General features: G+C 62.2%; 18 protein-coding genes. 16 read left to right on the top strand and 2 right to left on the bottom strand.

Features of this window, described 5'->3' with window-relative positions; genetic code table 11:
* Nucleotides 1–177 precede the first annotated feature (177 nt).
* From BB934_RS44820 to BB934_RS44785, 8 genes are all read left to right on the top strand, one after another.
* Complete coding sequence (locus BB934_RS44820; RefSeq protein ID WP_162299290.1) at nucleotides 178–3,459, top strand: adenylate/guanylate cyclase domain-containing protein; 3,282 nt, start codon at nucleotides 178–180, stop codon at nucleotides 3,457–3,459.
* A gap of 159 nt (nucleotides 3,460–3,618) precedes the next feature.
* Nucleotides 3,619–6,990 carry an AAA family ATPase gene (locus BB934_RS44815; RefSeq protein WP_099515968.1) on the top strand — a complete coding sequence of 1,124 codons (3,372 nt, stop codon included), beginning with the start codon at nucleotides 3,619–3,621 and terminating at the stop codon, nucleotides 6,988–6,990.
* 205 nt (nucleotides 6,991–7,195) lie between these two features.
* A complete protein-coding gene (gene ugpB, locus BB934_RS44810) occupies nucleotides 7,196–8,641 on the top strand; it encodes a sn-glycerol-3-phosphate ABC transporter substrate-binding protein UgpB (RefSeq protein WP_257792393.1) in 1,446 nt (481 codons plus the stop codon).
* A gap of 178 nt (nucleotides 8,642–8,819) precedes the next feature.
* Nucleotides 8,820–9,839 carry an amino acid ABC transporter substrate-binding protein gene (locus BB934_RS44805; RefSeq protein ID WP_099515967.1) on the top strand — a complete coding sequence of 340 codons (1,020 nt, stop codon included), beginning with the start codon at nucleotides 8,820–8,822 and terminating at the stop codon, nucleotides 9,837–9,839.
* Between the two features lie 155 nt (nucleotides 9,840–9,994).
* Nucleotides 9,995–10,978: an ABC transporter substrate-binding protein gene (locus tag BB934_RS44800; protein ID WP_099515966.1), complete on the top strand. Its 984-nt coding sequence runs from the start codon at nucleotides 9,995–9,997 to the stop codon at nucleotides 10,976–10,978.
* A gap of 675 nt (nucleotides 10,979–11,653) precedes the next feature.
* Complete coding sequence (locus BB934_RS44795) at nucleotides 11,654–13,177, top strand: peroxidase family protein (protein ID WP_099514567.1); 1,524 nt, start codon at nucleotides 11,654–11,656, stop codon at nucleotides 13,175–13,177.
* Between the two features lie 239 nt (nucleotides 13,178–13,416).
* Nucleotides 13,417–14,511: a calcium/proton exchanger gene (gene cax, locus BB934_RS44790; RefSeq protein WP_099515965.1), complete on the top strand. Its 1,095-nt coding sequence runs from the start codon at nucleotides 13,417–13,419 to the stop codon at nucleotides 14,509–14,511.
* Nucleotides 14,512–14,533: 22 nt separating this feature from the next.
* Nucleotides 14,534–14,968, top strand: a complete 435-nt coding sequence (locus BB934_RS44785) for a potassium channel family protein (RefSeq protein ID WP_099515964.1) — start codon at nucleotides 14,534–14,536, stop codon at nucleotides 14,966–14,968.
* Nucleotides 14,969–15,232: 264 nt separating this feature from the next.
* On the opposite strand, the gene BB934_RS48240 is transcribed toward BB934_RS44785, so the two are convergent.
* Nucleotides 15,233–15,376 carry a hypothetical protein gene (locus BB934_RS48240; RefSeq protein WP_157934728.1) on the bottom strand — a complete coding sequence of 48 codons (144 nt, stop codon included), beginning with the start codon at nucleotides 15,374–15,376 and terminating at the stop codon, nucleotides 15,233–15,235.
* A 74-nt stretch (nucleotides 15,377–15,450) separates the two neighbouring features.
* Complete coding sequence (locus BB934_RS50055) at nucleotides 15,451–15,963, bottom strand: response regulator (RefSeq protein ID WP_099515963.1); 513 nt, start codon at nucleotides 15,961–15,963, stop codon at nucleotides 15,451–15,453.
* 613 nt (nucleotides 15,964–16,576) lie between these two features.
* On the opposite strand from BB934_RS50055, the gene BB934_RS44775 reads away from it, so the two are divergent.
* The 8 genes from BB934_RS44775 to BB934_RS44740 all read left to right on the top strand — a co-directional run bounded on the left by BB934_RS44775 (nucleotide 16,577) and on the right by BB934_RS44740 (nucleotide 25,393).
* Nucleotides 16,577–17,869 carry an epoxide hydrolase family protein gene (locus BB934_RS44775; RefSeq protein WP_099515962.1) on the top strand — a complete coding sequence of 431 codons (1,293 nt, stop codon included), beginning with the start codon at nucleotides 16,577–16,579 and terminating at the stop codon, nucleotides 17,867–17,869.
* 25 nt (nucleotides 17,870–17,894) lie between these two features.
* Nucleotides 17,895–18,632, top strand: a complete 738-nt coding sequence (locus tag BB934_RS44770; RefSeq protein WP_099515961.1) for a hypothetical protein — start codon at nucleotides 17,895–17,897, stop codon at nucleotides 18,630–18,632.
* A 260-nt stretch (nucleotides 18,633–18,892) separates the two neighbouring features.
* A complete protein-coding gene (locus BB934_RS44765; protein ID WP_099515960.1) occupies nucleotides 18,893–20,203 on the top strand; it encodes an epoxide hydrolase family protein in 1,311 nt (436 codons plus the stop codon).
* 149 nt (nucleotides 20,204–20,352) lie between these two features.
* Nucleotides 20,353–21,561, top strand: coding sequence for an epoxide hydrolase family protein (locus BB934_RS44760; RefSeq protein ID WP_099515959.1), 1,209 nt, complete (start codon nucleotides 20,353–20,355; stop codon nucleotides 21,559–21,561).
* Nucleotides 21,562–21,682: 121 nt separating this feature from the next.
* Nucleotides 21,683–22,096, top strand: coding sequence for a cupin domain-containing protein (locus BB934_RS44755; RefSeq protein WP_099515958.1), 414 nt, complete (start codon nucleotides 21,683–21,685; stop codon nucleotides 22,094–22,096).
* Nucleotides 22,097–22,147: 51 nt separating this feature from the next.
* Nucleotides 22,148–22,804: a VOC family protein gene (locus BB934_RS44750; protein ID WP_099515957.1), complete on the top strand. Its 657-nt coding sequence runs from the start codon at nucleotides 22,148–22,150 to the stop codon at nucleotides 22,802–22,804.
* Between the two features lie 192 nt (nucleotides 22,805–22,996).
* The gene (locus BB934_RS44745; protein ID WP_099515956.1) at nucleotides 22,997–24,115 is read left to right on the top strand and encodes a thioredoxin family protein; all 1,119 of its coding nucleotides are present in this window, start codon (nucleotides 22,997–22,999) and stop codon (nucleotides 24,113–24,115) included.
* Nucleotides 24,116–24,358: 243 nt separating this feature from the next.
* Complete coding sequence (locus tag BB934_RS44740; protein ID WP_099515955.1) at nucleotides 24,359–25,393, top strand: IS630 family transposase; 1,035 nt, start codon at nucleotides 24,359–24,361, stop codon at nucleotides 25,391–25,393.
* The last annotated feature ends 255 nt before the right edge of the window (nucleotides 25,394–25,648 follow it).

Here is a 25,648-nt window from a genome sequence, read left to right as displayed (position 1 = left end):
GACGTTCCGTGGTGGGCTTGTGTAAAGAGAAGTCGAGCATGGCCTGCCGAGCCCTACCTCTGGCCGCTTCAGCATTATGCCTTTCGTCAGGGATGGGCTCCTCAGATGTCGCTCGATGGATGAGCGGCCTCGGTGTACCCTCTTGGCAAGCTGCGGCCTCTCGGCAGGAGACAGGACGTGGATGTCGCACAGTGGCTACGAAGCCTTGGACTGGCGCAGTATGAACAGGCCTTCCGCGACAATGCCGTGGATGCCGACACCCTGCCGCGGCTCACCTCCGATGATCTGAAGGAACTCGGCGTTCATGCCGTCGGCCATCGCCGCAAGCTCCTGGACGCCCTTGCACGCCTCGATGGCTCGCCAGCCCATTCCGCCAACACCGGCGCAGAAGCGGAGCGGCGGCAACTGACGGTGATGTTCTGCGATCTCGTCGGATCGACAGCCCTCGCAAACGCTCTCGATCCCGAAGAGTACCGCCCAATCCTCAGCGCCTATCATGAAGCCTGCGCCAGAACGGTCACCGAGTTCGGCGGCTTCGTGGCGAAGTACATGGGCGACGGCGTGCTCGCGTATTTCGGCTATCCGCAGGCTCACGAGGATGATGCCGTCAGGGCTGTCAGGGCCGGGCTGGCCCTGACGGAGGTGGTGGCGCGCGTTCCGGTTCTGTCCGGCGTGGATCCGCTGCGCGCCCGGGTCGGGATCGCCACGGGCCTGGTGGTGGTAGGCGACCTGGTCGGCGCGGGTTCGTCCCAGGAACGCAGTGTCGTGGGCGACACTCCGAACCTTGCGGCGCGGCTCCAGAGCCTTGCGCCGCCGGGCGCAGTGGTGATTGCGCCAGCGACCAAGCGGTTGCTCGGTAACGAATTCAACCTCAGCGACCTCGGTCCCCAGAATCTGAAGGGTTTTGCTGCCCCCGTCGCGGCTTGGCAGGTGCTCGGCACCAGCGCCGTCGAGAGCCGCTTTGAGGCCCATGGGACCGGGGACACGCCCTTGATCGGGCGAAGTGAGGAACTGCGGCTCCTGGCACAGAGATGGCAACAGGCCAGGGGTGGAGGCGGGCAGGTGGCGTGGCTGTCCGGCGAAGCCGGGATCGGCAAATCGCGGGTCGCGCGCGAGTTCCGCGACCGCTTGCGATCAGAGCCGCACGCCGATGTGCAGTGCCAGTGCTCACCCTTCTTCAGCAATTCTCCCCTGCATCCGTTCGTGGAGCGGATCGAACGGGATGCCGGGTTCCGGCTGGACGATCCGCCTGGCGCGCGACTGGTGAAGCTGGAGACCCTCCTGGCCCGGGCGACGGATGAAATCCTGGCCATCGCGCCTGTGTTCGCCGGGATGCTCTCGCTCCCCGTTGGCGATCGATACGGTCCATCCCCGTACGATCCAGGACAGCAGCGGGAACTGACAATCGAGGCGCTGATCGGGTATCTGCTTGGTCTCGCCCGAAGGCGGCCACTCCTCCTGCTGATCGAGGATGTCCACTGGGCCGACCCAACGACTCGTGAGGTGTTGGACCGACTGGTCGACTGTGTGAGGTCCGAGCGCGTCCTGGTGCTGATCACCGCCCGGCCAGAGTTCTCGCCCGGGTGGCGCGCGCGGCCGGACGTCACGTTGCTCCCGCTGGCTGGCCTGTCGCAGCGCGAGACTGCCGAACTCGCTGGAGCGATTGCAGGCCATGCGGAACTGCCCCCGGACGTGATCCGCCAGATCCTTGAGCGGACTGACGGCGTGCCGCTCTTCGTCGAGGAACTGACCAAGGCCGTGCTGGAGCGCGAGTCCGGCGCCGTTCCGGCCACGCTGCACAACAGCCTCATGGCACGCCTTGATCGGGTCCCGGCCGTGAAGGCTGTGGCCCAGCAGGCCTCCGTGATCGGTCGGGAGTTCAGCTATGACATGCTGGCCGGCATTGACCCACAGGGCGAACCCGGGTTGCAGGCTGCGCTTCGGCAGCTCGTCTCAGCCGGGCTGGTTTCCACGCGCGGCACACGCTCCGGCGCGACCTACACCTTCAAGCACGCGCTGGTGCGCGACGCCGCCTATGGGAGCCTGCTCAAGAGCCGCCGGCAGAACCTGCATGCGAGGATCGCAGAGGTGCTCGAACGAGGCTACCCCGATGTGGTTGCCCGCCAGCCCGAACTCGTCGCCCACCACCTGAGCGAGGCGCGCCTGCCGGAACGGGCGGTCTCCTACTGGCAGCGTGCCGCGGATCATGCCGCGCGCCGGCAGGCTCATCAGGAGGCGATCGCGCACTGCCTGCGGGGACTTGAGATGGTCAGCCTTATTTCCGACCCCGGACTGCGCGACCGGCACGAACTGCGGTTGCAGGTGCGCCTGGGAAACTCCGCCACCAGCGCCAACGGCTATTCAGCGCCAGAGGTCGGGAGGGCGCTGTACCGGGCGCGGGGTCTCTGCACGGAGTTGGGCGACGAGCGGCTGATGCACCCCATCCTGGTCGGGCTCTTCCTCTTCCATGTGAACAAGGCAGATCTGCGCACGGCCGAGAAACTTGGTGTCGAGCTCCTGGCGCTGGGTGATACCCGGAATGATCGTGTTCTCCAGGTCGATGGCCACAAGACACTGCTGAACGCGCGCTACAAGCTCGGGAAGTTCGTGGCGGCGCAGGAGCATTTCGAGCGAGGGATGCGCCTCTATGAGGAGGATCCCTGGCCCGCGGCCCTGCTCGAGCAGTTTGACGATCCAGGACCGCACCTGCTGGTGATCGGCGGATGCGTGCTGTGGGTCCGGGGCTACCCGGACCGTGCCCGGCGCGCGGTGGCCGCTGCCATTGCGCTCGGTCACCGCGGCGGGCACCACCTGAGCACCGCCCATGCGGTCCACCTGTCGGGGCACCTGGCTGAGTTGATGGACGACTGGGACGGCGTCAGAAAGGCCAACGAGACGACCATGGCCCTTGCCACGGAGTGGGGCCTCTCCGGATTGCGGCACCAGGTGAGCTTACGCGAGCGCCTCGTGGCGGTGGCCGTGCACGACGATCCGGAGCAGATGGAGTTCAAGCGCCAGCATCCGCAGCCGGGGTTCGCGCGCTCGTTGCACGACGGCGTGCTGGCACGGGCCTACGGTCGTCGGGGTGCGCCCGAGGAGGGTTTGCAGGTCATCGAGGAATCCTTGGCCTGGGCCGAGGAAACGGGCAGTCAGTTCTTCGATGCCGAGTTGCACCGCCTCCGCGCTGGACTGCTCCTGCGCATGCAGCGCAGGGACAAGGCCGAATTCAGCTATCGCAAGGCCTTGGAGGTCGCCCGGGGGCAAGGGGCATGGTTGTGGGCGCTCCGGGCCGCCTGCGATCTGGCGCGGATGCTGCGGGATCAAGGGCGGCAGGCACACGCCCATGACCTCTTGGCGCCCATCCATGGCTGGTTCACCGAGGGGTTCGACGTCATCGATCTGCAACGGGCGAAGGCGCTGCTGGAGGACCTGTCACGCCGTGTGCCATCCATCCGATGAGAGCCCTGAGCAGTGTCCTCGAATGCTGTATCCAGCCGGGCCGACACCTACCACCTGTCGTGAAGGAGTCGCTTGAAAGACGCTCCATAGCGCATTCCGTCTCAATTTGCGGTAAGCTGAGGCCGGTGCCGGAGGCGGGACGCCCGAGCGGAGGCGAACGTGGAGGTTGCGGCTTGGCTACGGAGCCTGGGCCTGGAGCAATACGAGGCTGCGTTCCGTGACAACGACATCGATGTTGAACTTGTGCCGCGGCTGACGAGTGAGGACCTCAAGGACCTTAGCATAGTCTCGGTGGGACATCGCCGTAAGCTGCTCGATGCTATCGCCGAACTGAACAATGTGGCCGACCGCTCAGATGGCTTCCCCGTCGACCCTGGGCCAACATCAGCGCCGCCCAATCCATCCAATCTTCCTCAACGGCCCGACGCAGAGCGGCGCCAGCTCACCATCCTGTTCTGCGACTTGGTTGGGTCAACCGAGCTATCTCGTCACCTCGATCCTGAAGAGTATCGAGGCATTCTCGCTGCCTTCCAGCAAGCCTGCGCCGGTACCATCGCCCGGTTCGATGGCTTCCTCGCGAAGTATATGGGCGATGGGGTGCTTGCCTATTTCGGCTACCCGCAGGCCCACGAGGATGAGGCCAGCCGCGCAGTTCGCGCGGGGTTGGCCCTTGTTGAAGGGGTCACCCGCATTGCACTCCCGGCCGGCTTGAACCCGCTGCACGCTCGTGTTGGCATAGCGACGGGCCTGGTAATCGTCGGGGACCTGATCGGGGCAGGATCTGCTCAAGAGCAGAGTGTCGCGGGGGAGACACCAAACCTCGCAGCACGGCTGCAGACCCTTGCGCCACCCGATGGGGTGGTGATTGCGCCATCAACCCGGCGGCTCCTTGGAAGCGAGTTCAACATTGCGGATCTCGGATCTCAGGACCTCAAGGGCTTTGCCGCGCCAATCTCAGCCTGGCGTGTACTGGGGATCCGTGCGGTCGAGAGCCGCTTTGAGGCCCGCGGCATGGGTGCCACGCCCCTGATCGGGAGAGCGGAGGAGTTTGGCATCCTCGCACGCTGCTGGGAGCAGGCCAGCGACCGAGAGGGTAAGGCGGTGCTGCTGTCGGGCGAGGCCGGCATCGGCAAGTCGCGACTCGTACGAGCGCTGCTCGACCACGTGCAGTCCCAGACGCGCGCTCAGGTGCAGTACCAATGCTCCCCTTTCTTCGCCAATTCGCCTCTGCATCCCTTCATCGAGCAGATTGAACGGGATGCCGGTTTCCAGTCTGAAGACACACTCGAAGAACGGCTGGTGAAGCTAGAGGCTCTTCTAGCTCAAGCAATCGACGATGGAGTGGCTTTTGCGCCGCTGTTAGCCACAATGCTATCCGTCCCAACAAGCACGCGATATCCACCATCATCTCACGATCCTGAACAACAGAAGGAGCTCACTATCAAGGTGCTGATCCAATACCTCATAGGTCAGGCTCAGCGGCACCCGCTGCTGATTGTGGTTGAAGACGTACACTGGGCCGATCCAACAACTTTGGAGCTGCTGGATCAGCTCATCGATCACGCTGCCTCTGAGCGCATCCTACTGCTCATGACCTTCCGACCAGAGTTTGGCGTGAGGTGGCAAGGGCGCCCTCACGTGACACTCATCCCGCTCAACCGCTTGGCTCGCCGACAGACCACCGAACTTGTCAAAGGGATCGCAAGGGAGGCGGAGCTGTCCGACGAGGTGTTGAAGCAAATCCTCGAGAAGACTGAGGGCGTACCGCTCTTTGTCGAAGAGTTCACCAAAGCCGTGTTGGAGAGCGGGTTCCGGGCAGAGGGGGCCAGAGGTCCAGCAGGTCGTAGCTCACTGCCGTTCGTCATCCCGGCCACACTCCACGACAGCCTCATGGCGCGCCTGGATCGTCTCCCGGCGGCCAAGACGGCCGCCCAACAAGCGGCTGTGATCGGTCGCGAGTTCAGCTACGGAATGCTCGCTGCCATCAGCACACAGAGTGAGCCCGAACTTCTGGCGGCACTCCAACAGCTTGTCTCGTCTGAACTTGTGTTCAAACGTGGTGCCCCACCTGAGGCGACATACACGTTCAAGCATGCACTCGTGCGGGATGCTGCCTATGAAAGCCTCCTCAAAAGCCGGCGGCAAGAACTCCACGCTCGGATCGTGGACGTTCTTGAGGCGGATGCCTCCGATGTGCCCGCCCGGCAGCCGGAGGTCATTGCTCATCACCTGAGCGAAGCACGCCTTGCAGAAAGGGCAGTCACGTACTGGCAGCTGGCGGCGGACGCCGCAGCGAGCCGACAGGCTCATCAGGAGGCGATCGCCCATTGCACCCGCGGCCTCGAGATGGTGGGCTTGATCCCTGACCGGAAGCAGCGTGAACAGAATGAGCTGCGCCTGCAGGCGCGCTTTGGGAACTCTGCTGTCAGTGCAAAGGGCTGGGGAGCGGCAGAGGTTGCAAAGGCGCTCTACCGAGCACGAGATCTCTGCGCAGAGACCGGGGATGATAGTCTGCTGCACCCGGTTCTAGCGGGTCTTTTCGCGTTCCACGTGGTGAACGCGGAATTGAGCACCGCTGAGAGGCTTGGCCTTGAACTCCTAACCTGGGGCGAGGCGCTAAACGATCGCATTCTCCTGGTGGACGGCCATAAGACCCTCATGCACGTCCGCTACAAGCTCGGGAAGTTTGAGGCGGCGCGGGAGCACTTCGTGCGAGGGATGAGCCTGTATCAGGAGAGCCCTTGGCCCGAAGTGACTGCTGAGCACCTCGACGACCCAGGCTCACAACTGCTTTTTTACGGTGCTTGCGCGCTCTGGGTTCTGGGCTACCCAGATCGGGCAAGGCAGGCAGCGGCTGATGCCATTACACTCGGTCGCCAACGTGGGCACCACCTCAGCTTGGTTCATAGCGTCTACATTATAGGCCATCTGTCGGAGCTGATGGATGACTGGGAGGGTGTTCAACGATCAAACGAAGAAACCGTTGCCCTTGCCACAGAGTGGGGCGTCACTGGCATTCTGGAGGCGGTTGCCCGGCGCGAGCGGCTCGTTGCGGTGGCTCTGCACTGTGATGCGGAGCAGATGAAATACAAGCGACAACATCCGCAGCCGGGCTTTGCGCGGTCGCTGCACGATGCTGTGTTGGCGCGGGCGTATGGCCGGCAAGGGGCACCGGGAGAGGGGCTGCGGGTCCTGGACGGGATTTCAGGCTGGGCAGATGAGACGGGCAGCCGGTTCTTCGACGCGGAGGTCTACAGAATACGAGCTGAGCTGCTCTTGCTCATGCAGCGAATGGATGAGGCCGAAGGCAGCTACGGCAAGGCTCTGGAGATTGCACGTGAACAGAACGCTCGTATGTGGGAGTTGAGGGCCGCCTGCGACCTGGCCAGGCTTTGGCGGGATCAAGGCCGCAGAGCAGAGGCACATGGTCTATTGGCGCCGATCTATAGCTGGTTCAGCGAAGGGTTTAGTACCCGGGATCTCCAAGTGGCTCGAGCCCTGCTCGACACGCTCCCTCCGTCCCCGTCCTGATTCGAAAACAGAGCCTTCGCTAGCGCCTCCCGTGCAATGCTTACAGTTTTGCAGCTCCATGAAACAGCCTCCGCATTGACCATGCGGCTCAGCCAAGCTGATGACGCCGCGCGGCTGCAGCTGTCGATCAGCTTGCGTCTTCCTCGGCTGAAGCTTCGGGTGTAGGATTTTCGGCAGGTCGACTGGACCAGCGATGGAACGCTCTATGGACCACAAGCTGGGTACCGTCATGGATACCAACGCCGCAGGCCGCTCGCGCTCGATCAGGCTCGGCTGGAAGGCGATACCTGCGCGGCCTAGGGCGCGCCGCCAAGCTTCCATCGGTCCCGCAGGGCTATCAGTGAAAAAGACGGTTGTTCTTGCCACCCTGATGCTGAGCCTTGGCTCGACATCATCGCTTGCCCAGACCGAGATCCAGTGGTGGCACGCCATGACCGGCGTCAACAACGAGGTCGTGAACAGGCTCGCCCAGGAGTTCAATGCGAGCCAGAGCGAGTACAAGGTCGCGCCTACCTTCAAGGGCACCTATGCGGAGACGCTGGATGCCGGCATCGCAGCGTTCCGTGCGGGCGGCGGCGCCCATATCCTGCAGGTGTTCGAGGTCGGCACCGCCACCATGATGGCTGCGCCCGGTGCGGTGAAGCCGGTATATCAGCTGATGGCGGAAACGGGTGAGACGTTCGATCCGAGAGCCTATCTTCCCGCGATCACCGGCTACTACTCGACGAGCAGGGGCGAGATGCTTTCGTTTCCCTTCAACTCATCCTCCATGGTGATGTGGGTGAACCGGGACGCTCTGAAGAGCGCTAATATTTCCGAGATTCCAAAGACGTGGCCGGAGACCTTCGATGCGGCCAGGAAGCTACAGGCTGCAGGCCACCAAAGTTGCGGCTTCTCCACTGCCTTTATCACCTGGGCGATGCTCGAGCAGTTCTCCGCCTGGCACAACATCCCGCTGGCCACCAAGGCAAATGGGCTCGATGGTCTCGACACACAGCTGAAGTTCAACTCACCCCTGCATGTCAGGCACTTAGAGACTCTGGTGAACCTGCAGAAGGACAAGACCTTTGACTATTCCGGCCGCGACTTCAGAGGTTCGGGTCGCTTTACCTCTCGAGAATGCCCGATCTTCCTGAATTCCTCGGCCTTCTATGGCGACGTGAGAGCGAATGCGAAGTTCGATTTCACGGCAGCTCCGATGCCGTACTACCCGGACGTGAAGGATGCGCCGCAGAACTCGATCATCGGTGGCGCGTCGCTGTGGGTGATGGGCGGCAAGAAGCCCGAGGAGTACAAGGGCGTGGCCAAGTTCTTCACGTTCCTGTCCGACACGGATCGCCAGGTGCGCTTGCATCAGGAGACAGGCTATTTGCCGATCACCAAGGCCGCCTACGAGACAACGAAGGCGTCTGGCTTCTACGACAAGAACCCGATCCTCGAAGTGCCTTTGCAGGAGCTCAGCAACAAGGAGCCGACGGAGCACTCGCGCGGTCTGCGCCTCGGCAACATGGTGCAACTGCGTGATGTCTGGGCCGAGGAGATCGAGGCGACGCTCGCCGGACAGAAGACCGCCAAGGCGGCGCTTGACGCAGCCGTAGAGCGTGGCAACCAGATGTTGCGCCAATTTGAGCGAACCGCTCGTCCACGGTGAAGTTGCGTCTCTCGGCCGGTTGCCGAGCCGGTCCTGCGGGAGGAGATCTGGTGGTATAGGAGGGTCGACTCTGTCGCGCGAGGTGCCCTGAGTCGCACATTCATAAAGGTCCACTGGCGGACAACGGCCACGCCGCCGGTGGCTTCGCGTCGCAACCGACATCACGGGAGGCACCGGTATGACAAAGATGCTCGTAGCGATCGCCTTCGGCCTGACGGCAAGCGTGGTTGCGACTGGCGCCTCGGCCCAGGTGACGCTCGCCAGCGTGAAGCAGAAGGGTTTTCTGACCTGCGGTGCGAGCAGCGGCTCCATTGGCTTTGGCATGCCCGATGCCCAGGGCAACTGGACGGGCTTCGACGTGGAGTTCTGTCGCGCCATCGCCGCCACCATCTTCGATGACCCGACCAAGGTTCGCTTCATCCCCCTCAATGCCAAGGATCGCTTCTCCGCGCTTCAGGCAGGCGAAGTGGACGTGCTGTCCCGCAACTCCACCATGACCATGTCGCGCGACACGCAGCTCGGCCTCGACTTCCCGGCGGTTACCTACTTCGACGGTCAGGGCTTCATGGTCCGCAAAAAGCTTGGCGTCTCCTCGGCTAAGGAGCTGAACGCCAAATCGATCTGCACCCAGCAGGGCACCACCACCGAGCTGAACCTCGCCGACTACTTCCGCGCCAACAACATGAAGTACCAGGCCGCCCTCTTCGCCACGGCGGATGAGGCGAAGAAAGCCTATGATGCCGGCCGCTGCGATGCCTTCACGACCGATGTCTCTGGCCTCTATGTTGCCCGCTCGTGGGTCTCGAACCCTGATGAAGACCTCATTCTGCCCGAGATCATCTCGAAGGAGCCGCTGGGTCCAGTGGTGCGCCATGGCGATAACCAATGGGGCGATATCGTGCGCTGGACGCATAATGCCATGCTGAACGCCGAAGAGCTTGGCATCACGAAGGTGAACGTCGAGCAGATGAAGACCTCCGAGAACCCGGAGATCAAGCGGCTTCTCGGTACGGAGGGCAAGTTCGGCGAGGCCATCGGCCTGACCAATGACTGGGCCGTCCGCATCATCAAGCACGTGGGCACCTACGGCGAGGTGTTCGAGAAGAACGTCGGCGAAGACTCGCGCCTGAAGATCAAGCGCGGTCAGAACGCCCTCTGGACCAAGGGCGGCCTGCAATTCGGCATCCCGGTTCGCTAGCCTAGCAGGCACATCAAAGTATCAGGTTCCGCGAGGCCCCCATAGGGTGTCCCTCGGGCGCTCAGGCCCTCGCCAGCGATTGGATGGAATCTCTCAGGCTGTGGCTGATGCCATTCCATGGTAGCCTCCAGCAACTCGCTTGAAGAGGTGGTCGCATGAGGCGGCGCGATCTCGTCCAGCTCCTCTGCGCATCGGCGCTGCTCCGTCCGACACAGCCGGCGGCCCAGGTGTCGGGTCGAATTCGGCGGATCGGTTGGGTGGAAACCTGGACCCTTCTCGCGCGGAATGACTGGGGGGAAGTTGCCGAGCACCTCCAGCCGCTGGGTTGGAGGAGGGGCAGCAATGTGCGCGTCGAGATGCACGTGGCGACAACCCCGGCTCAACTGTCGATGCTGGCAAAGGAGGCCGTCGTAGCGCACCCCGATCTCATTGTGACAAACGGGACGCCCGCGACACTTGCAGTGCTCGCCGAAACCCGCAGCATCCCGGTGCTCTTTTTCGAGATTGCCGACCCGGTCGGGAATGGCATCGTCGGCAATCTCTCCCGCCCAAGCGGCAACGTGACCGGGTTCACAACCTTTGAGCCTTCGCTCGGAGGCAAATGGTTGCAACTTCTCACGGAGGTCGACCCGCGAGTGCAGCGAGCGGCGATCCTGTTCAACCCTGAGACCGCCCGCAATCGTGCGTCGCCTTTCGTACGCGAGTTTGAGGCGGTCGCGGCCTCACTTTCGATTGAGCCGATCCTGGCTTTCGCCCAGGATGCGTCCGGGATCGAGCCTGTGATTGCAACTCTTGCAGCCGAGCCTGGCGGGGCTCTTCTTGTTCTGCCGGATGTCTTTACCTTTTCGCAGCGGCGCTTGATCATCGACCTTGCGGAACAGTATCGTGTGCCAGCGATCTATGGCACCCGCTACATGGCGGCAACAGGCGGGCTGCTCGCCTACGGTCCCACCACTGAGGGGCTTTACCGAGGTATCGCCTCCTACATGGATCGGATTCTCCGGGGCGCCAACCCGGGCGAGTTGCCGATTCAGGCACCGACGCGATACGCGCTCGTCGTCAATCTCGGGACCGCAAAGGCGCTGGGCCTCACAGTACCGCCAAGCCTATTGGCCGCCGCCGACGAGGTGATCGAGTGAGGCACACCCAAACTTTGTGACCAGATGTTCGCCGCTGATCCAGATGTTCGCCGCTGATGTTGCTGCCCAATAGCAGAATGCCGGTTCATGGTACGGGCTGAAGTAAGCGAAATGTCAGCTTACGGCGGCAACACCAGGCGCTCCTAAAGAGCAGGGAATATCCTGGTTTGACCCACTGCGGACCATCCCGTGGTTGGAGCATATACCTGGACGGAAATCGAAATGTCATCAGCGCTAGTTTCCATAACGCCCAGACGGTGAATTCTCTTGAAAGCATTTCCAAGTAATCATCGACAGGCTGTGGCTCTTGTCAGGGCGGGTTAAATTGGATGTTTACAGGGGTCGAGTGGGTTCCCCGAAAATCAGCTTTCGAATACGTTGAAAAGTCACGCTATCCGGTTCCATATAGGCACTTCTTGGAATTTCCGCTTTGTGCTCCAGTGCACACGTGTCATCCTTACCGAGGTCTAGAGTCAACATAAGACATAACTTGGCACATAACACCCGAGTCGGTAGGTCAGAGACAAGTAGAGAAAAGCATGTTGGGAAACACGCTCTAACCCGGAGCGAGAACAAGGGGATCCAATGCCAAATGATGTAACGGCACCTGCGTCAAAGACCCCTGCGGGCAGGGCAGCGGCTACCCCAGCAAAGGAAATTCTCAAAACAACGTCTATGTCGGCCGATGCCGTGAAGGTCATCCCCGGGCATGGCATCGCTGGTCGTCATCCAAAGCGAGAACATCTTGATACCCTGTCCGGCCACAAAGATCCGGGCATGTTTGGTCGTATGTTCCCAAGGCTCCCACCGCTAGAGGTGAGTGATGCCAAGCTGCAGGCGCTTGCTGCCGCGATGCTGGATCCTGATCCGACTGATACCACTCGCGACAACCCTCATGTCCCTGCAGGCTTCACCTACCTGGGACAGTTCATCGACCATGACATCACTCTCGATCTGACTTCCCTTTCCGAGAAGGACAAGGATCCGCTCGGCATTGAGAACTTCCGAACCCCAAGCTTGGATCTTGACGCAGTATATGGCCTCGGGCCGGACGGAAGCCCGCATCTGTATGCCCGCAACCCTGAGAATACGAGCAAGCACGGCCCCAAACTGCTCATCGGCAAGAACATCAATGTCGATTTCGGCGGCGTCACTGGGAACTTCCGCAACGATCTTCCCCGCAGCCCTGAAGGCTTCGCTCTGATCGGCGACCATCGCAACGATGAAAACCTGCTCGTCGCTCAGACGCATCTCGCCTTCCTGAAGTTCCACAACAAGGTTTGTGATCTGATCGCGGGATCTCCCACACCGCCAGCCGATATCTTTGCCGAGGCACGCCAAACAGTAACATGGCACTATCAGTGGATGGTGCTCCACGATTTTGTGGAACGTCTCACTGAACCCGGGATCGTCGCGAGGATCCTTAACGACGGGCGTAAGTACTACCGTTTTAAGAAGACGCCCTATATGCCGGTCGAGTTTTCGGCTGCTGCCTACAGACTCGGCCATAGCATGGTTCGGCAGACCTACAGCCACAACCGGGTCTTTCATAATCCCCCTGCTGATTTCAGCCTGATTTTTGGCTTTAGTGGCCTCTCAGGCCAAATCATCGGTGATCTTGCTCCGAACCCGCCCACAGCCCCCCTGCCGGTTCCTGTGCTGCCGAGCAATTGGATCATTGACTGGCGCCGCTTCTACGATCTCGCCACCCCGGAAGGCACACCCGATTTCACCCTCAACCATGCACGGAAGCTGGACCCGTTCCTTATCCCAGAACTGCACACCCTGCCTGGCGGTGGGGGCAATCTAGCGTTCCGGAACATGAAGCGCGGCGTCAATCTCGGATTGCCCTCAGGCCAAGACGTTGCCAAGGCAATGAGGATCAAGAACCCACTCACGCCCCAAGAGATCGCGAGTGGTCCGGAGGGACAGGTGGCCAAAAAGCAGGGCCTCGATAAAGCAACCCCGCTTTGGTACTACATCCTGAAGGAGGCGCAGGTCCGCCATAACGGCGAGCGCTTAGGTCCTGTGGGCTCGATCCTCATCTCTGAGGTGTTCGTGGGTCTGATCCACGGAGACACAAAATCATTCCTGTGGCAGGCAAAGAACTGGAAGCCGACGTTGCCGGCAGCAAAACCTGGTACGTTTCTGATGACCGACCTGCTTCGTCTGGTGGATGAGATCGATCCGATTGGCTAGCGTTAGCAACCAAGGAAGGCGGGAAGTTCTCATTCACGCCCGCCTTCCCGCTTCAGCTGATTGTCTTTGTGAAGGGCAAGCAGCACTCGCCCGTACGGTCATCCGGGAGGGCACTGCAAGGAGTTCCATAAAGGGTGTTCTGCGAAACTTGGCGGCGATGCTAGGATGCTTCTGTCGTGCAGCGCCTGAGCGATACTTGAGAGAAGTAGGCGCAACCGAAATTGGCCGAGGCTGCACCTATGAACCCTTTGCTTAAGGAAATCCGCCACAATCCGCTGCTCTGGCTGCTGGCCTTCGTGCCCGTGGTGTTCGCCGCTCACACGCTCACGCCCGAAGCGCACACGCTGCTGTTCGTGCTGTCCGTCCTGGCCATCGTGCCACTGGCCGTGCTGCTGAGCCACGCCACCGAATCCGTGGCGGCCAAGACGGGCGATGCGGTCGGCGGCCTGCTCAACGCCACGCTCGGGAACCTGACCGAACTGATCATCGCGCTGGCCGCGTTGCGCGCCGGGCAATACGGGCTCGTGAAGGCCTCCATCGCCGGGGCGATCGTCACCAACTCGTTGTTCATGCTGGGCGCGTCGTTCCTGCTCGGCGGACTCAAGCACCACGTACAGGAATACAACCGGGGCAACGCCCGCCTGCAAGCGGGCCTGCTCTTTCTGGCCACGATCGCGTTGCTGATGCCCTCGGCGGTCTCTGGAGCCGATCCCACCGCAGGATCGGCGGTGACCGACAGGTTGAGCGTGAGCCTGTCCGTGCTGCTCATCGCCGCCTACGGATTGGGCCTGCTGTTCACGCTCAAGACACATCGCGAATTCTTCGGTGGCGCGGATCATGCCGAAACCGGCGAGGCGCCGTGGCCCATGGGCTTGGCTCTGGCCACGCTGGCCGGTGTCACGATCCTGGTCGCGCTGGTGAGCGAGGTGTTCATCGAATCAGTGCAGCAGGCGGCGGTGGCGTTCGGGATGACCCCCGCATTCGTGGGTTTCGTCGTCGTGGCGTTGGTGGGCGCTGCGGCGGAGATGGCCTCAGCCTTTGCCGGCGCGCGCAAGAACCGGCTCGACCTGAGCGTGGGCATTGCGCTGGGAAGCTCGGCCCAGATCGCACTCTTCGTCGCCCCGGTGCTGGTGTTGCTCAGTTACCTCATCGGCCCGGCACCGATGAACCTGCAATTCTGGCCGGGTGCAGTGGTCATGATGCTCATCGCCACGATGACCGTGTCCCTGGTGACCAACAGCGGGCGCTCGGCGTGGTTTGTCGGCGTGCTCGTGCTGCTGGTGTACCTGATCTTCGCGATGACGCTTTATCTGTTGCCACCCCAGGTCCCCTGATCGGCTCACCGGAGCGGTCTGCATGTTGCGCCAAATTCTCGTGGGTGCTGCCGTCAGTCTTGGCAACATTGCCATCCATGCGTTGTTGATGGCGGCCGTACTATGGGCGGCGCGCACCGCGGTTGCGATTGCAACGTTCCGTCAATCGCTTCGATTGATCGCCGTCATGATTGCGACCGTGTCGTTCCTGATGGCCGCGCACCTTGCGGAGGTGCTCGTTTGGGCCTTGGCTTACGCAATCGTCGGTGCTGCACCTGACGACACCGATCTCATTTACTTCGCCTTCGTGAACTACTCGACGCTCGGCTACGGCGACGTGACACCGGTGGAGCGCTGGCATTTGCTTGGGCCGATGACGGCGATGAACGGCGTGCTGTTGTTCGGTTGGTCGACCGCAGTGATTTTTGAGGTCCTACGGAGGGTAATGACGACCACCCGTAGCGAAGGACGAAGGTGACTTGGAAAAAGGGGAGGCTGGCGGCACCGGCAACGCTTTGGCTGCATCAGTGGCTGTCGCTCGCGTCTTTCCTAAATGGGCTCCAGCGAATTTCAACGTGTAAGCGGCCGGTGATTTGGAAGGCGCTGTGAGCCCGGAATGTCTCCAATTGGCACTCCTGAGACGTAAGCGCTTGGTCCGCTTCGGCGCTTAAAAGCCGACGTTCGTTGAGCGGCCGGAATGTGAATGGTTGACCCGGTCCGGACCATCAGCCTTCATGGAACATCAACGTTCCAGGAATACCCGGAGGTCATCGGTGAGCTTGATCGAGTTCTCAGACATGAGGAAGTATTCGCCCTGCTCGGCGCTGGTGTCGGTGTAGGGCCTCGCATTCGGGATCGCCGAGGACGCTAGGCGCCGGCTGGCCAAGTTGTTGCTCTCCCCGCAAGAGTGAAGCGCTTCGGGCACGGAGATCTGGTGCTGTTTGATTCCGAATGCCGTTTTTATTCCTCAGCCTCAGGAAGGGGCTGTGCGAGGCCGCCCGAGATGCCGATGCCGGTGTCGGGCTGACCGACGTTGGAGCCAGCGGGGAGCATAGAAACAGAGGTTTTGGACGCGTTGCCTGCCTGAGGTGGATGGAGGACCGTCCGTACGGCATCCACCAGAGCCGCCAAGCTGTAGGGCTTGGCTATGAAGAGGGTGCCGGATGGAAGATCCCTTGGCCCAGGTCTCACTCTACCTGAAGTCACGACGATGCCGATGTGAGGCCAAGCCTGCCGCACCAGCCGGGCGAGCGTGAAGCCATCCAGGGAACCGGGCATTTCCACGTCGGTCACGAGGGCCTGTACGTTTGTCGTCGCCTCAAGCACGGTCAGGGCCTGGTCCGCATCAGCAGCCTCGATGACCTTGAAGCTGTCCTCTTCCCTCAGCATCTCGGCAGCCACCATCCGAACCAGCGTTTCATCCTCGGCAAGGAGGACAATCACCGGTGCCTGGCTATCCTGGCTGCTGCTCATGGCCGCTCCACCTCCCTTGTCCGCACTCAGACGAGAGTGCTGGGGCGCTCGGGCTGGGTGGCATGAAAGCCTCAACCATGTGCAACGGATCGGCCGATGAGCGGTTCCATGAACTGGATCAGCCCAAAAGCGCGGCTTTTCTTCAACAGATGCAGGTTCCAAGTCGGTTTGGACCCTCACCGGCGGTCAGGAACCCGTAGAAGCGGGGACTGGGCAAACCGTACGCTCCCGTCTGCAAGACCGAGGAGGGCTATCTGGACACACAGCCCCGGATCTCCGTGGCTGAAGCCGAACACCAGGCCACGACGCGGCAAGCTCGGCATCCGAACCATCCACCCATCGCAGATGCATTTCCACGGGCCGCGGAAAGGCACTTCAAGATAGCGTGAAGGCAAGGCCTCTTCTGGGGCCGGTGTTTCCATTGTCAACCACGCTGGAAGGCGTATCCTGCCCGGCCTGTGAGCGTCCCTGCGTTGGACCCAGGCTCCCGGCGGGCCGATCCCGATCGACAGTGTTGCGGACCTCTTTCCCGAACCGCGTCTTCGTCCGATCGACAGCGTTGTCGACTTCCCTCCTGAACAGCGTACTCGCCTGATCACCAAGGAGAATGACGATGTCCCTTCTCAGCAGTTCGGCCGCAGTGCTTCTTGCCACATCGGCAGTGGCGGTTGCCATCGGCGTGCTTCCCACGCGGGTGGACGCGCAGTCCGCCCAGGTGGGCACGGCGGCTGAGGGCACGGCGAGCCGGCCATTCAAGTTCCGCGCATCCGACGAGGCGCTGGCCGACCTCAAGCGGCGGATCAAGGCAACGCGATGGCCCAGTCGGGAGCTGGTCGCGGACGACTCGCAGGGCGTGCGGCTCGCGACCATGCAGAAACTCGCCGACTACTGGGCGAACCGGTACGACTGGAGAAAGGTCGAGGAGCGGCTTTCCGCACTGCCGCAGTTCGTCACCAACATCGACGGCGTCGACATCCACTTCATCCACGTCAAATCGAAGGATTCGAACGCGCTGCCGGTGATCATCACGCACGGCTGGCCGGGGTCGATCATCGAGCAGATCAAGATCATCGAGCCGCTGACCAACCCGACCTCTCACGGTGGGAACGCGACAGACGCCTTCGACGTCGTCATTCCCTCGATCCCGGGGTACGGCTTCTCCGGCAAGCCCACCGAACTCGGATGGGATCCGCAGCGCATCGCGCGCGCCTGGGCAACCCTGATGGATCGCCTGGGCTACCAGCGATATGTCGCGCAGGGCGGCGATTGGGGCGATGCCATCTCCGAGCAAATGGCGCTCCAAAAGCCAACAGGGCTGCTTGGCATCCACACCAACATGCCGGGAACCCTGCCCGACAACATCTCGGCGGCGCTGGCCGGCGGGCCAGTGCCCACGGGTCTCTCGGGCGACGAGAAGTATGCCTGGGACCAGCTCGACTTCTTCTACAAGCACCGTGTCGGCTACGCGCAGGAAATGGGCGCCCGCCCGCAGACGCTCTACGCCCTGGAGGACTCGCCCATCGGCCTGGCCGCATGGATGCTCGACCATGATCCGGCCAGCCAGAAGCTCATCGGACGCGTCTTCGACGGGCAGTCGGAGGGGCTCACGCGCGACGACATCCTCGACAACATCACGCTCTACTGGCTGACCGAGACGGCTGTCTCGTCGGGGCGTCTGTTCTGGGAGAGCAAGCTCGCGTTCTTCTCTCCCAAGGGCGTTGCCATTCCGGTCGCGGTGAGCGCCTTTCCCGACGAGATCTATACGGCGCCGCGCAGTTGGACCGAGAAGGCCTTCCCGAACCTGATCCATTACAATCGCCTGCCCAAGGGCGGGCATTTTGCGGCCTGGGAGCAGCCGGAACTCTTCAGTGCGGAACTGCGGGCGGCGTTCAGATCGTTGCGCTGACCGGGACGGGTGAGGGAGTGTCGGGATGGACAGGTTATTGACGGCGGTGCTCGACGCGCATGGCGGCCTGCGGAACTGGACCAAGGTCACCAGGATCTCGGCCGACATGTCGCTGGGTGGGCCCTTCTGGGCGGCCAGGGGCTGGCCGGACGTCTACGTGAACCAAAGCGTCGTGGTCGATCCGCATCGTGAGCACATCACCTTCGAGCCGTTCACGGCGCCCGACCTCATCTCCGTCCTCGACGTCGGTCCCGAGCGGGTGACGATCACGACCCGCGACGGCCGGATCGTCGATGAACGAGCCTCTCCCCGCGGCTCGTTCCCATCCCCCTTCGTCGATGGCAGCACACCTTGGGATGCAATCCAGGTGGCGTACTTCACGGGTGCAGCCGTCTGGAACTATCTCACCGAACCGTTTGTCTTCAATCATCCCGACGTCGTGGCGCAGGAAATCGCTCCGTGGAGCGAGGACGGGCAAACGTGGCGGCGGTTGGCGGTGACATTCCCGAAGTCGATCGCCAACCACAACCCCGACCAGGTCTTCTACTACGACGATGCCTTCATGCAGCGGCGGATGGACTATTCGCCCGACGTGACGGGGAACCCGCCGGTCGCGCACTACACCCATGACCACAGGACCTTCGACGGGTTCGTATTCCCGACACGTCGGCGCGTGCACATCCATGACGCCGACGGCATCGCAGACCAGGGGTTCGCGCCGATCACGATCGACATCTCCGCCGTGAGGGTCGATCAGCGGTAGTCCGCAAGTGAGGAGGCTTCAGTGATAGAAAGGATCGGAATGCCCAGGGCCGTCAACGAGCACCGCCGCCGCTTCCGGGGCGCCGCGTCGATGACGATCGCGGCTGCCACTCTTTTGCATTCAGACCGTCGTTCTTGGTCATTACCTCACCGCCTCACTCCGTTGACGTGTGTCATCCGGCCGGCACACGAGAGGCTCATCGTCATGGGTGGAACCATTCACCTGTATCCAGCCTCGCTACTGCAGCAAGGAGATTGATGATGTTCATACTTGCCACTTCAGCAGCCGCGATTCTTGCCACGTCGCTAGCTGCGGGTGCTCTCGCCCTGCTCCCCTCACAGGTAGCTGCAGATCCCACGCAACAAAGGGCATCGACGGAAGATACCGCGATCCGTCCCTTCCGCATCAACGTCCCGGAGCAGGCGCTCGTCGACCTTCGCCGCCGCATCGAGATGACCCGGTGGCCCGAAAAGGAGACCGTCGCAGACCAGTCGCAGGGCGTGCCATTGGCGACAATGCGCGAACTCGCGCGGTACTGGGCGGCAGATTACAACTGGCGCAAAGCCGAGGAAAAGCTGAATGCCTACCCGCAATTCGTAACGAACATCGACGGATTGGATATTCACTTCATCCACGTCCGTTCGCGTCATCCGAACGCGCTGCCGTTGGTCATCACGCATGGCTGGCCGGGCTCGGTGCTTGAGCAGATCAAGCTCATCGGACCTCTGACCGATCCAACCGCGCACGGCGGGATGGCCGAAGAGGCGTTCGACGTCGTGATTCCGTCGATGCCCGGCTACGGGTTTTCCGGTAAGCCGACGAGCACCGGTTGGGGCCCTGAGCGCATGGCTCGATCCTGGCCGGAACTGATGAAGCGCCTCAGTTACACCCGCTACGTCGCCCAGGGTGGAGACTGGGGTGCGTTTGTCGTCGACCAGATGGGCTTGCAGGCGCCTGCGGGATTGCTCGCCATCCACACCAACATGCCTGCCACCGTTCCAGCCGACGTCGACAAGGCGCTCCTGGCCGGCGGCCCAGCACCATCGGGTCTTTCGGCTGAGGAAACGCGCGCCTACGATCAACTGGTCAGAACGTTCAAGCAAGTCGACTACGCCAGGCTGATGGGGTCCCGTCCGCAAACCCTCTACGGCATTGCGGATTCACCTGTCGGGCTTGCCGCCTGGCTCCTGGATCATAACGATGCTGATGGCCAACCGGCTGCGGCGGTCGCCTCGGCTCTGAACCGGACCTCGAGCGCCACCGGCGAACTGACACGGGATGAGATCCTCGACAACATCACGCTCTATTGGCTGACGAACACGGGTGTCTCCGCGTCCCGTCTCTACTGGGAGTACAAGGGCGGCTTCTTCAACGCCAAAGGTGTCTCCATTCCGGTGGCGGTAACCGTCTTCCCCGGCGAACAGTACGAGGCCCCGCGGAGCTGGACAGAGCGGGCCTACTCCAAGCTCATCTATTACAACCGAGTCGAAAAGGGCGGCCACTTCGCCGCGTGGGAGCAGCCAACGATATTTGCTCAGGAACTGAGGGCGGCCTTCAGGTCGCTGCGCTGAGCTCTTGGAAGCGCACTCCCCCCCACTTCCACGCGTGAGGCGCCTTGAGGAGAATTGCCGTGATCAGCAGATATGTCCTTTCGGTGTTGCTCTCGCTATCAGCGATACCTGGCGCCGCCCACGCGGAAACGCCGGCGCCAGTGTCTGGGATGGCGAGCGCCCAGCCAAATGAAGATACTGCAATCCGTCCCTTCCGCGCCGACATTCCGGAAGAGGCGCTGGTCGAACTCCGCCGCCGCATCGCGGCGACGCGGTGGCCGGACCAGGAGACGGTCCCCGACCAGTCGCAGGGCATCCAGCTCGCGAACATCAAGCCGCTCGTCGAATATTGGGGCACCGGCTACGACTGGCGGAAGGCGGAAGCCAAGCTCAATGCCCTGCCGCAGTTCATGACCAGGATCGACGGCATCGACATCCACTTCATTCACGTCCGCTCGCCGCATCCGAACGCCCTGCCGCTGATCATGACCCATGGCTGGCCGGGCTCGGTGTTCGAGCTGCTCAAGACCGTCGGCCCGCTGACCGATCCCCCGGCCCACGGAGGGGGCGCTCAGGACGCGTTCGATCTCGTTCTTCCCTCGATGCCGGGCTATGGCTTTTCCGGCAAGCCGACGGACACCGGCTGGGGCCCCGACCGCATCGCGCGAGCCTGGGCGGAGCTGATGAAGCGCCTCGGCTACACCCGTTATGTCGCCCAGGGCGGTGACTGGGGCTCGCCCGTCTCCAGCGCGATGGCACGCCGGGCGCCCACGGGCGTGCTGGGCATCCATATCAACTTGCCGGCGACGATCCCGCCCGAGGTGGACCAGGCACTAGCTACCGGTGGGCCCGTGCCGGCGGGCCTATCCGACAAGGAACGCGCGACCTTCGACGAGCTCAGCGCCTACGCGATGATGGGGAACCGGTCGTATGCCGTGATGATGGGTACGCGGCCGCAGACGATCGGCTTCGCCATCACGGACACCCCGGCCGGCCTCGCGGCGTGGATGCTCGGGCACCCGGGCTTCGCGACGTGGACCTATAGCAGCAGTGATCCGGACAAGACCCCGGACGAGGTGCTGGACAATATCACGCTGTACTGGCTGACGAACACCGCGACCTCGGCCGCGCGGCTCTACTGGGAGAATAAGTCCAACATCTTGTCCGCGACCGCGGAGAAGACCGTCGAGATCGCGCTGCCGGTGGCGATCACGGTCTTTCCGGGAGAGGTCTATCGGGCCCCGGAAACATGGGCCCGGCGCGCCTATCACAAGCTGGTCTACTTCCACGAGGTCGACAGGGGTGGTCACTTCGCCGCCTGGGAACAGCCGGAACTCTTCAGCGCCGAGCTCAGGGCGGCGTTCCGATCGCTCCGTTAGCCATGGTCGTCAGGGCTAAGTCGGGATCGCTGGTGGGACGCCCGTTCTGAGCCCTGATCCGTGATTGCCAGATGACGCATAGCTTCAACTACACATGCTTGAAGGACGAAAGGAGGTTCACATGAAAACGACTCAAATTATTGCGGCAGCGGTGCTGTTCGCCGGGAGCGGACTGGCGTTGCAATTGGCGCAGGCGCAGCAATCAGGAATCGGGCGCACCGAGGTCCTGCGGCACGATCTTGGTGAGACCGGACGCGAGGTCCTCCAGGTGCGTGTCGACTTTGCCCCGGGAGCGGTGTTCGGCATGCACACCCATCCGGGCGAAGAAGTCGCCTATGTCCTCGACGGCTCGCTGGAATATCAGTTCGAGGGCAAGCTGCCGATCACGCTCAGGGCTGGCGACTCCTTGTTCATCCCGGCCGGGACGCCCCACGCGGCAAGGAATGTCGGCAACGTCAACGCGGCCGAGCTCGCCACGTATCTCGTCGAGAAAGGGAAGCCGCTCGTCGTGCTGGGTCAGGTGAGCGCCCCGTGAGCTCACTGGAGGCGGCATGTGCGTACCAAGTGGATGTGAAGGGAGATCGTCATGAACCAACTCGACACTATGATCGAACGAGATGTTGCACCCTCCGCGGGGACAATCGACATGAAGCTTGAGGTCGTCGTCATCCCTGTTTCGGATGTCGATCGTGCCAAGCGCTTCTACGGCGGCTTGGGCTGGCGACTCGATGCCGATTTCATCGTCGGTGAAGAATTCCGGGTCGTCCAGTTGACGCCTCGAGGCTCGCCATGCTCGGTTCACTTCGGCACCGGGATACCGTCGGCCGTGCCGGGCTCGACACGCGGACTTTATCTTGTCGTCTCGGACATCCAGTCAGCGCGTGCCGAGCTCATCGATCGCGGCGCCGACGTGAGCGAAGTGTTCCACCGTGCGGGTCCGGGTCAGCCGCCTCTCAGTGGTCCGGATCCGGCACGGCGCAGTTACTTCTCTTACGCCACGTTCAGCGATCCTGACGGCAACGAATGGCTGTTGCAGGAGGTCACCACCCGGTTCCCAGGCCGGATCGACTCGAATGCGACGAGTTTCGCCTCCGCATCGGATCTGGCGAGTGCAATGCGGCGCGCGTCGATCGCCCATGGTGAGCACGAGACGCGCACGGGCGGCCAGCGAGATGAGAACTGGCCTGACTGGTATGCCGAGTACATGGTGGCGGAGCAGGCCGGCAAGGAACTGCCGGCATGAGCTGCGGCTACGACGTCATCGACAGCCGCTCGCCGGGCGGGCACTGCGCCAGCGCGCTCGCACCGGGCTGGCTACGCATCCCATTCATCAAGCACAAGCTGGTCGGCGACCAACCCAGAAACCGCTCTATGGCCCGAACGTGTCATCGCTCAAGCACGGCAACATCGCTCAGAATCCAGGAGGCATTCATCAATGAACACAAACAAGCTCTTGGTAGCTGCCTTCCTTGCCACGTCAATGGGGGCGCCGATTTCGGGCCTTGCAGGGGACACGAAAGTGCCGCAGCCGATCATATCCACTGAGATACAGGCTCCGTTCCTTCACGGGCTTCTCTCTGGCCAAAGCGGTAGTCAGACTGAACTGGCCTCTCTTGATCGCGCGGACGAGTGGCTGAATTCGCCGCCACTGACGGCGCCGGCTCTGCGCGGAAAAGTCGTCCTCATCGATTTCTGGACCTACACCTGCATCAACTGGCTGCGGACAGCTCCCTATGTCCGCGCGTGGGCCGAAAAATACAAGGATCAAGGATTGGTGGTGATCGGCGTCCATGCGCCGGAGTTCATTTTTGAGAAGAACATAAATAACGTTCGCTGGGCCGTGAAGGAGATGCGGATCGATTACCCGGTCGCGGTGGACAACGACCATGCCATCTGGCGAGCCTTCAACAACCAGTATTGGCCAGCGCTGTATTTCGTCGATTCGCAGGGCCGAGTTCGACACCATCATTTTGGCGAGGGTTCATACGAACAGTCGGAGATGATCATCCAACAACTGCTCGCCGAAGCAGGAAATGGCGGGATCGACCATGAACCCGTGTCGGTAGATGCCCGCGGTATCGAGGCCGCCGCCGATTGGGGCAGCCTGAAGTCGGCGGAAAACTATGTCGGCCATGAGCGCACCGAAAACTTTGCCTCGCCCGGCGGGGTCACCCTGGACATGCCCCGCATGTACCAATTGCCCGCCATGTTGCGCCTGAACGAATGGGCGCTGTCCGGTAACTGGACGGTGAAGAAGGAAAACGCGGTCTTGAACAAGCCAAATGGCGGCATCTCATATCGTTTTCACGCCCGCGACCTTCATCTCGTCATGGGCCCGGCAGCACCAGGAACGACCGTAAGATTTCGCGTGCAGATCGATGGACAGCCGCTGGGCGCTGCTCACGGGATTGACGTTGACGAAGAAGGCAATGGGGTCGTTACCGAACAGAGGCTGTACCAGCTGATTAGGCAGCCCAAACCCATCGGCAACCGGCAATTCGAAATCGAGTTTCTCGGGTCAGGCGTAGAGGTGTTCGCGTTCACGTTCGGCTAATCCAGTACATGACGATCGAGAGAAGGAGAGGCCAGCTGGACACCATCTTGGAAGCAATCAACCGGCGCCGCTGTCACTGGGCACTTTGGCGTGAGACAGGCGATCTAACCATTTCAGTGACTTAGCTTGGGTGCTGAGACGAAAGGTTGGGCACTTAACCTGAGATTCTCGTTGGCTTTGGGCAGTTATTGATCCGGCTTGGGTGAACTTGAAATCTAGGGCCAATCGATCCAGTTTGGCGGGATGAAACATGTCGACATGCGCAAGCTGCCAGCAGCAGCGCAAGAGGAGCGTCGGCGACAGGTGGTTGGTCTGCGCGAGAGCGGCCTGACTTATGATGCCATTGCCGCGCAGGTGGGCCTGACCCGGACAGGCGTATTCGATATCTGCCGCCGCTTTGCCGAGCAGGGCCTGGCCGGATTGGCCAGCGGAGCGCGGGGCCCGGCTCCCGGCACGGGGCGATTTCTCGAGTCCCAGCAGGAAGCGCAGATCCGCGCTCTGATCCGCCGGCACACGCCCGATGAACTTGATCTTCCCTTCGGCCTGTGGAGCCGGGCGGCGGTGCGGATGCTGATCGAGCGGCAATGTGGGGTCCGGCTGGCGGTGCGGACCATCGGCACCTATCTGGCGCGCTGGGGCTTCACGGCCCAGAAGCCGCTCCGACGGGCCTATGAGCAGTCACCGAAGGCCGTGCGGCGCTGGCTGCGGCAGGACTATCCGGCCATTGCAGCACGAGCCAGAAGGGAGAAGGGCACGGTCTTCTGGGGGGACGAGACCGGCTTGCGCTCCGATGACGTGCGCGGTCGCAGCTTCGCCCCGCGGGGCCGGACGCCTGTGGTGCACCCCTGCCACAAGCGCGCGGGGCTGGGCTTGATCTCGGCTGTGACCAACAAGAGCGAACTGCGCTGGATGGTGCTCAATGGTGCCGTCAAGGCCCCGAGCCTGATCCGCTTTCTCGGCCGGCTGATCCAGGATGCTACGGGCAAGGTGTTTCTGATCTGGGACAACCTGCCGGTCCATCGGGCCCAGGCGGTACGGGGCTGGCTGGCCGAGCGCACGGAGCAGATCGAGGTCTTCTACCTGCCATCCTATAGCCCTGAGTTGAACCCGGACGAGGGCCTGAATGCTGACCTGAAGCACGCCGTGACCCGCAAGCCGCCGGCCCACAGCAAGCCCGAACTCAAGCGCGCCGTCATCAGCCACATGCGCCGACTGACAAAGCTTCCCGAACGGATCCGAAGCTACTTTGGGCATCCATCTTTCCGTTATGCCGCGTAGTTCAAGATCACCCAAGCCGGATCAATAACGTGAGATTCCGGCTCTCAAACGTTGTCTGGATTTTGAGTGTGCTGAGCCCAGCCGGCCAACAAACGATCGGAGTGTTTGATCGCGCATCAACGCCAATAAGATCATAGCGTTAGCCGAAAGGGAGGAGGGCAGGGATGTTCCCGAAGCCGTCCTACATGGGCAGTTAACTTGAGATTCCAAAGCCCCAGAGTCTCACGCCAAGATGCCTACAGCTGCTCCAAATCG

Origin of the sequence: Microvirga ossetica (assembly GCF_002741015.1) — a bacterium.
Lineage (GTDB): Bacteria > Pseudomonadota > Alphaproteobacteria > Rhizobiales > Beijerinckiaceae > Microvirga > Microvirga ossetica.
This window is presented reverse-complemented; position numbering and strand designations above follow the sequence as displayed.